Raw genomic sequence first — 8225 nt, 5'->3', positions numbered from 1 at the left:
AATTCTTCCGGGTCTTGGGGTAGCTGGGCTTCCAGTTGGTGGCGGGTTTTCGCTTTGATCTGGTCGCATTCTTTCTCGTTCATGAGTCCTAGACTGCCTTCCGCATCCCACTTTTTAACCCAAGCATAGATGTTTGTGCAGTTCACGATTCCTAGATCCTGGGCGATAGTGTAGGCGTTTTCCCCGCTGCGGAATCGCTTGCAGGCAGTTACTTTCACGTCCGTTGATATTTTCTGGTTAGGGGCGTGTTTCTTCGGTTTTCTCTGCTCTGGTTTCTCGTTGCTATTCCGGATCCATTTGTAGAGCGTGTCTCGGCCTGGGTAGCCCAGTTTACGGACTGTGGCGGTTACCGATTGCGTGCGTTGGTAGGTGGTGAGGGCTTTACGGATCTGCTCTCTCGTGTACGTACGCTTACTCATTGAACGTTCTCCTTAAAAATCTCTAGGAAACCGTCCGCACCCCCAAAAGTGGGTCTAATGACGGCGTGTCGTTGGCTTGGATCCGGCTCGGAGCCGTACGAACCGGGTACGCAAACGAAGTGCGAGGGAGAGCCCCGTTTGCATCCGATTTCATGTCTCTAACGCGCACTATGGCGCCTACACGGCCCAGAAAGCGCATTCTGACACCTCTGCCTACCCCGGGACTGTGGCGCGTGGCAGCCCGGACAGAACGAGTTTTCCGTCGAGGCATGTCACGCAGCGCATGTCAAGGAAGCCAGCTTATTGAGGTGCTCGACCTCAATAAGGCTGACTTTTCGTTGGTATAGCAAGGGAAAGTCCGGGTATAAGACCCACCATTTGTCTATTAGCCCAAAAGCAGGCACCGCTGCCCGGTCTTCGGACCGGACGGCGGTGTCTGTTTTTACTCAAAAGCCTTTCGCCATCACGTGCGTTACGAACGCGTTTAGGCTTCCGCTCTTACTTCCTGCTCCAGATCAGCGGTAATAACCTTGCCCATGGTTTCCGGCGTGGACAGGCACGAGAGAATCCCAAGCCCCATCATGATGGTGGTGAAGGTCAGCACCGGCAGCCAGCCGAAAGCGCCGGGCCGTACGATTATGGCGGCGATCATCGGGGTGAAGCCCACGATAATATTGCCGAGCTGGGTGGATACCGCGTAGCCCGTCATGCGCAGGCGGGTCGGGAACATCTCGCTGTACATCGGCGCTTGCACCACATTTCCACCGGCCAAGGTCAAGCCGATAATGAAGAGCAGCACAACGAGCAGCGGCACGTTCTTGAGCTGAATTGCCCAGAAGATCGCCGGGAACAGCACCACGAGGCTGAACATTGACATGAGGTACACCGGCCGGCGCCCGATCTTATCCGAAAGCGCGGCCCACACCGGTTGGATAGGAACACCGATTCCCATAGCTAGGGTCGCGAGCGCCAGCAAAGTGGAACGCTCCCACCCCCAGTAGGTGGTTCCGTAGTTGAGCATGTAGTTCGTGAGTAGCGCACCGGTAATCGCGTACTGGCCCATCGCCATGACGCGAATGACTTGGCGCCAGTGGTTCTTGAAGAGGTCGCCGAGGCTCCCCTTATTAGTAGTAGCTTCAGCAGTTTTCTGGACCGGGTGCTGCGCCGCTGCGCCCTCGTTGCGGGCGAGCGCTTCGTATACGTCGCGCGGTTCATCCGCCTTGATGCGTACCCACAGGGCGTAGAGCACCAGCGGGATAGCAACGAAGTAAGGAATACGCCAGCCCCCACCGAGGAGGAATTCCTCATCCTTGGATACCGGGATAAAAGCGGCGATGCCGAGCAACATACCGATAAGGAGCCCGTGCATGGTGAAAGCAACGAGGCGTCCGCGTTTCTCCGGCGGGGCAAGTTCAGAAGTCATCGCCGTGGATCCGGCTTGCTCACCGCCCGCGGAGAAGCCCTGGATCAACCGCATCACAATCAAAATAACACCCGCGGCGGGACCAACCGAATCATAGGAAGGCAAGAAGCCGATAACCAGGGTTGCGAAGCCCATGAGCCCGAGAGTGAGGAGAAGCGTCTTCTTCCTCCCCCACGCGTCGCCGAGGTGGCCGAGCACGATAGCGCCGAGAGGCCGCGCCAAATACGCAACACCGAATGAGGCGAGCGAAGCAATATTGGCCAGGGTTGGATCTTCGCCGCCTCCGAAGAAGACCGAGGGGAAGATGACTGCGGATGCGGTTCCGTACAGCCCGAAGTCGTAGTATTCGGCAACCGCGCCCCAAAAACCAGATTTTGCGGCTTTCTTGGCGGATTTCTCCAGGCTCACTTCCCCACCCGTCGCCCCGCTGGCTGCTGTTGATACGACATTGTTATCCGACGGCGGTATCGGTCTGGTACCCGTTACCGTGTGTGGGTCCGTCATTGGTTATCCTTTCACGCAACGGAGCTGCTTCGCATCCGTTATATGCGGTTATTCCTGAGCGTTCCTTTACGCCCATGCGATAGCGTAATGAGCTGCTCGCGCGGCGCGGCGCTGTCATCGGGGTGAATCAAGGTCCCTCCTGCCCTACTTTCAGACGAGTAGACTAGTCCCTGCTCACGGGGCGAATACCCAATATTCGCCTGGCGGATGGTGATGTGGAATGCGAACGAATCTACAATTCTCACAGCGTTTGACGGATGCTATCCAGGCGCTCCACGCGGCTACGGATCGGCGCACCATTGCACGTTACGTGGTTGCCCTACTAGCGGACGTGGCGCCGAATGCGGATTACATTTATTTTTACGCCTTTTTGCCGCGCCAGAACGCTTTTGCGGTTCTGGGGGTTTACGGCTTCCCCCACTACAATTCCACCCTCGTGGTGGAGGAGAATTCGCCTTTCGGGAGGACCCTCGGGCGGCGCGAACAGTACTGGGCTCGCACCCCGGCCGAGGTAGCCGAACTCTATTCTTTCCCCGCGGATTCTTCCCTGGCTTACGAGCGGATGAGCCCGTTATTCCGCTTTGCTTCCGCGGCTACGCACGCCTCCGCGGTTATCCAACCCTGCATCATCGGGCAGGAATTGCAGGGCACCCTATGGTTGGAATCCCATTCGCGCGCGGGGGCTTTCTCCGCGACGGATCGCACGCGGATTTCCCAGCTCTCCACGCTGGTCGCCTTGCTTCTACGCGCCGCGCCCCAGGCAACCATTCTCAACTCCGATGGTTTAGCGGAGGTATGGGACGTGCTTCCAAGCACCCCCACTCAGATCACCGCGGAAACACCGGAGAATTCCGCCTCTGAACATACCCCACCGCGAACCGAATCGAGGCATGCCCCTGCGCTTACACTCCGAGAGAAGGACGTACTCACGCAAATTGCCCAGGGGCTCACCAATTCCGAGGCGGCTGCCGCCTTACATATTTCGATCAATACAGTGCGCAGCCATCGCCGCAGCCTCATGCGTAAATTCGGGGTGCACAACGCGGTGGAGCTCCTGGATGCGGCCGCTCAGTACGGGTTCGGACCGAAAATGTTGAGGGACTAGTCCCCGGGGCCGGGTGCGGAACCTCTTTTCACCCCCACTATGCCAAGCCGCGCACAAGCCGGGCACTTAGGCTGACGATTGACCGCAGTCGGAGAGAATTTCGAGGGAGAAATGATGAACGCACTAGCACTGACCGTACCGGTTCCCGATGCCGCGGGCCCGATCCCCGCGACCGCTACCAGCCACCCATTTTCCAGCATGCGTTTCGCACGCGAACCGCTAGATTTAGCCACTTACGGTTACGTGGAGGAGGAGTATTTCCTTTCCGGTAACGCGAATGTTTACGCTTTTGTGCCAGAGCCAGATGCAAACGGTGCGGGCCGTGGTGGCCGCGGGGAAAAGGCCGACGGCGCTCAGCCGGCGGCCTGCGTCGTCGTAGAAAAAGAAGGAATCCCGTATTGCACTCGCGTGCTGGTGCGGCGCCCGGCGGAAGGGAGTTCGGGCACGGCGTGGGTGTCCATTTCGAATGCCTCCCAGGGATATGACATTGAAGATGATTGGCGGCGGGCCTGGGATTATGTGATGAGCAGGCGGCACACCTATGTATCCGTGACGGCCAAGCCCATCCAAATTTCCGCTTTGCAGACCTTTGATCCGGAGCGTTACGGGAAGCTGAGCTGGGGTGGAAAGCCGCGTCAGATTGATGCCACGGAGCCGGGCTGGAATCCGTTTATGCAGCTTGACGAATGCGAAGAGGGACTGGCGTGGGATGTGATTGCGCAGGTGTCTGCGTGGTTGCGCTCGCCGAGTAGCCCTGCGAGGGCGGGGCATGTTTTCCTCATGGGGCAGTCACAATCTTCGGTGTACGCCAATACCTACCTCACGTATTTCCACGATGTGCTGCGGCTGGCAAACGGGGCGCATCCCTTCGATGGTTACGCTCCCGGGGTTGGATCGGTGTACGTCAAGGCGATTAACCAGCACGGGACCGGGGTTCCGCCCCAGATTCTGCGCACTTTGACCTTGGGTGGGACGGGGACCGGTACGGAGCGCCGCGGGGCTTTTGTATTTCACGTAGTGGAGCCGGCCCAGCTTGATGTGCCGATTATTAGCACTTCTTCGGAGGCTGATGTGAGTCTCTTTGGGGCGAGCCCCGAGTGCCTGCGTTTGGGGGACGGGCCGCTGCGCCGGCATTGGCACGTGAAGCGCTCCCAGCATTCCGATGCTCGTTCGCGGGTTATTCCCCAAAATTCGGAAGTGGTCAAGGCGAAGCGGCGCCCGCGCGAGATGGATACGGCGTTCTTGGAGGCGCTGAGTGTGCTGCCCATTGAGCCCATTATTACCGGCTCCATGGCCGCGGTAGAGAAGTGGGCAGCGGAAGGTGTGCCGGCTGCGCCTTCTACCTGGTTTGATGCCGAGGGTGACCGGTGGGTGCAGGATGGTTCCGGTTTGCTTTCAGGCGGGATTGAACTGGGCCTCCTGGCGCATCCCATTGCGGACTTCCTTCCGGGAGCGCCGGAAAATCCTGTCTACGGCCTCATGACTCTGCACTCGCGCGAGTCGATTCTGGGGCGTTTCGCTTCCTTAAAGGACTACCAGGCTGCCTGCGATGAGGTCGATGACGCGCTGGAAGCGGCCGGGTACCTTGAGCCCGTGGGCCGCCGCTTGCTCCACGCCGTGGAGCGCGAGCTGTGGGAGCGCGCGGTGAACGGCGCATCGGCGCCTCTGAGTTCACCGCAGGGTCGGTAATTTCGCCCGAGTTGCCGGTGCGTGAGGTGCGGCGTCGCCCTTAATCCCGCGCACTCAAAGCACCGGTTTCTTCCAGGTAAGTCTCCCACTGTGGCGAGGCCGGAATGCGTCGGACCTGCGCAGACGCCAGCATAGCGAAGGCCGCGAGCGCGGTGGGAAGGGCGAAGGCACTCTGGGTGAGTTCCCAGCCCAGAGTGCCGATGCCCCAGCCCGCGAGCGCGGGCGCGAAAGCCGCCGCGCCGGAGGAGAAGAACTGACTGACCGAACCTACCCGGCCCATGAGCTCGTTGGGCGTCATGAGGGTGATGAGGCCCATGACCGCGGCGTTGACGGCCGGAATAATGAGGCCCATCAGCGCGTACATCGCGCCGATCCACCCCAGGCCGGGCAGGAAGGGCACAAGGGCGACGACGCCGGCGCACAGGAGGAATCCGGCCACGATGAGCACTCCGGAAGGCACGCGGGCAACCACTTTGGCGGCGACCACGGCCCCGGCGAGCGCCCCGCAACCGAGCGCGGTGGCGAGCAGACCGATGAGTGCGGGCGTGACTCCGCGGCTGGCAAGGCCGAGGGTCACGCTCATCATCATGCCGGCCAAGCCCAGGTTGAGCAGGCAGGCACAGATGAGGAGCACGCGCACCGCAGTGCGATCCCATATCCAGCGCAGGGATTCGTTGAATTCCGCGAGCGCGCGGGAGAGGCGGCCGGAACGGGCAGCGTTTTCCGCGCGCTCGAAATCGTTGGAGCGCTCGGCACCGCCGGAGCGAGCGAGGCTTTCTGAGCTCTCGCGGCGCCCAGGCCGATAATCCCCGCGCATGCGCAGCGTGGCCATCATGCTCGCCACCTGCCCAATGATTTGTGCAAGGGCAGGAACGTAGAGGTTGATAGCGAGCAATGCACCGCCGGCCGGGCCGGTAGCCAGAGTGACTGCGGCGTCGCGCCCCTGATTTGCGGCCACGGCGTTGGGCAGCAAGCGCCCGGGCACCACCTGTTTGAGCATGGAATTGGAGGCCGGGGAGAGCAGCGAATTGCGCAGGCGATCCAGGAAAGCGAGCGCGGCGAGGTTTGCCACATTCGCGGTGCCGGTAAGGAGAAATGCCACTAGCGCCACCTGCGCGAGCACGCCCAATCCGGAGGAAACCAGGCGCAGGGTGCGCCGGTTGTGGCGGTCGGCCAGGACTCCCCCGGGAAGGATGCCCAGCAGGGTGCCCGCCCCTTGGAAGAAGCCCACGGTTCCGGCGTGTACCGGGGAGCCAGTGACGGCCAGGCAGACCAGCGGGAAAGCGAACATCGCGATGCCGGCGCCCAGGTCTTGGAGGAGGTCACCGGCAAACCAGGCTCGGTATTCGCGCGAAGCCCAGATGGTGGCCGGTTCACGCTCCGAACCGGGCACCTGATTTTCGGCGGTCACCTGATCCGTTACCGTGACTGGCGCATTTGCCGTGCTTGACATGCATTCTCCTTGCCTATTTTTGGCCATTTCCCTGGCTTCCACCTCCCACTATAATTGCGCAACATTGCGCAATAGTTGTTGTGAATGTAGGACAGTCGGGCACTCCAGCTACAATGAACCCATGGCTTCATCTGACGGCACCCCCGAATCGAGCAGTACCGCACCGGGGACCACCACAACAGAAACTGCAACTCGCCTCAACCGCGAACAGCTGCGGGCGCTTTCCCACCCGGTTCGTTTAAGTTTACTTCACACCCTCAGCCGCCTAGGGCACGCACGCGCCGCTGACCTGGCCGAAGAACTGGACCTACCCGCCAATTCCATGAGTTACCACCTGCGGATTCTGGCTCGCGGCGGTCTGATTCGCGAGGATCCCACCCAGGCTCGCGATAAGCGGGATCGGGTGTGGACGCTTACCTCCCCGCGCATGGCCACCGATTCCAGCCTGCCTAATCCGGAATACTCCAAAAGCGTGACCATGGCCGGCACCGCGATTTTGGAGTGGGCCACCTCGCTGTGGCTCGCCGCGATGACCTCGCGCACCAACCACCCGGAGGAACGTCCGCTGTTCACCAGCTTGCACCCGGCGGAAGTTCTCCTCACCCGCGAGCAAGCTGCCGATCTTTCCAAGAAAATGTACGAGCTCGTGGAGGAGTACCGAGTGGATAATGAGGCGGCCGCGGCGGCCCACCAAGAAGGCGCCACCGCAGGCGCCACCGCGGAAAATGCCGCGGAAGCCACCACGGACGATGCCACGCCTTTCGTCACCCTGCAGGCCATTATTCCGCGCAGTCCCCACAAAGATTCTTAGCTAACCCCAAGCCGTAGCGCGGGACATCGCAGCACGGGAACCTCCCCTAGCGAACCGCGAAAGCTAACACGCCTCCAGCCGCAGCTCGCCGGCGAAAACCCCGCGGGTGCGAAGAAGGGTTTTCCCACTATCGTCGCCGCTCGCCCAGGAAAGGCAGAGCACCCCACTCCCCGGCTCCACTTCGAGCATTTCGGCATCATCCGCACTGGCGGTGCCGTGCGTGAGGGTGAGCTGCGTCGTCGTCAAATGGTAACCGTAAGCATTTTCGAGGCAATCCCGGACCGGGCGGCTGAGATCCTCAGAAAGCAGGTCGGGGAAATGCTTGGCGTCGATATGAGTTTCTTCGACGCCGCGCACGCCAGACCCGGTGCGCAGCTGGCGGATAAGGTACACAAATTCACCGGCATCCAGGCCGAAAGCTTCGCGCTGGGCGGAGCTGGCCCGCTGCAAAGCGCAGCCGATGAGTTCGGTATCGAGCCGAGTGCGTAGATGATCCTCGAGGCTAGGTAGCGGTTCGCGCGTTTTTTCCGGCGGCGGGGCCGCCACAAAAGTACCCTTCCCCGGGATGCCGACGGTCCGCCCTTCTTGAGCGAGCAGAGTGAGGGCGCGGCGCACCGTCATGGGGGCCACGTCCATTTTGCGCGAAAGCTCCAGTTCGCTATCGAGTTTTGCACCGGGTTGCAGCGTTGCAATGGTCGCAAGGAGACTTTCGTACACGGCTGCATATTTCGGCTTCATGACCATTATTATTACCTAGATCTCACCACGAAAGGCGCCCGCACCCTAGACGACCTAGGGTGATGTTTATTACCCTAGGGTTA

7 protein-coding genes are annotated in these 8225 nt (G+C 60.9%); 3 read left to right on the top strand and 4 right to left on the bottom strand.

Going from position 1 to position 8225, the window contains the following annotated elements; all coding sequences use genetic code 11:
• Both ACRQFC_RS05010 and ACRQFC_RS05005 read right to left on the bottom strand, forming a co-directional pair.
• Window positions 1-419, bottom strand: a 419-nt coding sequence (locus ACRQFC_RS05010) for a hypothetical protein (RefSeq protein WP_284883217.1), incomplete at its 3' end; no start/stop codon positions are given.
• A gap of 484 nt (window positions 420-903) precedes the next feature.
• Window positions 904-2346 (bottom strand): MFS transporter, encoded by a 1443-nt coding sequence (locus ACRQFC_RS05005; RefSeq protein WP_087069704.1) that lies wholly within the window; start codon window positions 2344-2346, stop codon window positions 904-906.
• A 220-nt stretch (window positions 2347-2566) separates the two neighbouring features.
• Here ACRQFC_RS05005 and ACRQFC_RS05000 point away from each other — a divergent pair, with 220 nt between their 5' ends.
• Together ACRQFC_RS05000 and ACRQFC_RS04995 are read left to right on the top strand one after the other, a co-directional pair.
• The gene (locus ACRQFC_RS05000) at window positions 2567-3451 is read left to right on the top strand and encodes a helix-turn-helix transcriptional regulator (protein WP_087069705.1); all 885 of its coding nucleotides are present in this window, start codon (window positions 2567-2569) and stop codon (window positions 3449-3451) included.
• Between the two features lie 111 nt (window positions 3452-3562).
• Window positions 3563-5140, top strand: coding sequence for an alpha/beta hydrolase domain-containing protein (locus ACRQFC_RS04995; protein ID WP_284890322.1), 1578 nt, complete (start codon window positions 3563-3565; stop codon window positions 5138-5140).
• Window positions 5141-5180: 40 nt separating this feature from the next.
• On the opposite strand, the gene ACRQFC_RS04990 is transcribed toward ACRQFC_RS04995, so the two are convergent.
• A complete protein-coding gene (locus ACRQFC_RS04990) occupies window positions 5181-6593 on the bottom strand; it encodes an MFS transporter (protein ID WP_284890321.1) in 1413 nt (470 codons plus the stop codon).
• A 121-nt stretch (window positions 6594-6714) separates the two neighbouring features.
• Between ACRQFC_RS04990 and ACRQFC_RS04985 the strand changes: the two genes are divergently transcribed.
• Window positions 6715-7404 (top strand): ArsR/SmtB family transcription factor, encoded by a 690-nt coding sequence (locus tag ACRQFC_RS04985; protein ID WP_284883389.1) that lies wholly within the window; start codon window positions 6715-6717, stop codon window positions 7402-7404.
• A 63-nt stretch (window positions 7405-7467) separates the two neighbouring features.
• On the opposite strand, the gene ACRQFC_RS04980 is transcribed toward ACRQFC_RS04985, so the two are convergent.
• Entirely contained in the window at window positions 7468-8142 is a 675-nt protein-coding gene (locus ACRQFC_RS04980) for a GntR family transcriptional regulator (protein WP_284883388.1), read from the bottom strand.
• Window positions 8143-8225 lie beyond the last annotated feature (83 nt).

Source organism: Actinotignum inguinis, from assembly GCF_051265835.1.
Lineage (GTDB): Bacteria > Actinomycetota > Actinomycetes > Actinomycetales > Actinomycetaceae > Actinotignum > Actinotignum timonense.
Note: the sequence above shows the minus strand (reverse complement) of the source record. Positions and strands in the feature narration are given on the sequence as shown.

Excerpts from the sequence above, each read along its gene's own strand:
- ACRQFC_RS04990 (WP_284890321.1), bottom strand. The coding sequence starts at position 6,593 with ATGTCAAGCACGGCAAATGCGCCAGTCACGGTAACGGATCAGGTGACC.
- ACRQFC_RS04985 (WP_284883389.1), top strand. The coding sequence starts at position 6,715 with ATGGCTTCATCTGACGGCACCCCCGAATCGAGCAGTACCGCACCGGGG.
- ACRQFC_RS04980 (WP_284883388.1), bottom strand. The coding sequence starts at position 8,142 with ATGAAGCCGAAATATGCAGCCGTGTACGAAAGTCTCCTTGCGACCATT.
- ACRQFC_RS05000 (WP_087069705.1), top strand. The coding sequence starts at position 2,567 with ATGCGAACGAATCTACAATTCTCACAGCGTTTGACGGATGCTATCCAG.
- ACRQFC_RS05005 (WP_087069704.1), bottom strand. The coding sequence starts at position 2,346 with ATGACGGACCCACACACGGTAACGGGTACCAGACCGATACCGCCGTCG.
- ACRQFC_RS04995 (WP_284890322.1), top strand. The coding sequence starts at position 3,563 with ATGATGAACGCACTAGCACTGACCGTACCGGTTCCCGATGCCGCGGGC.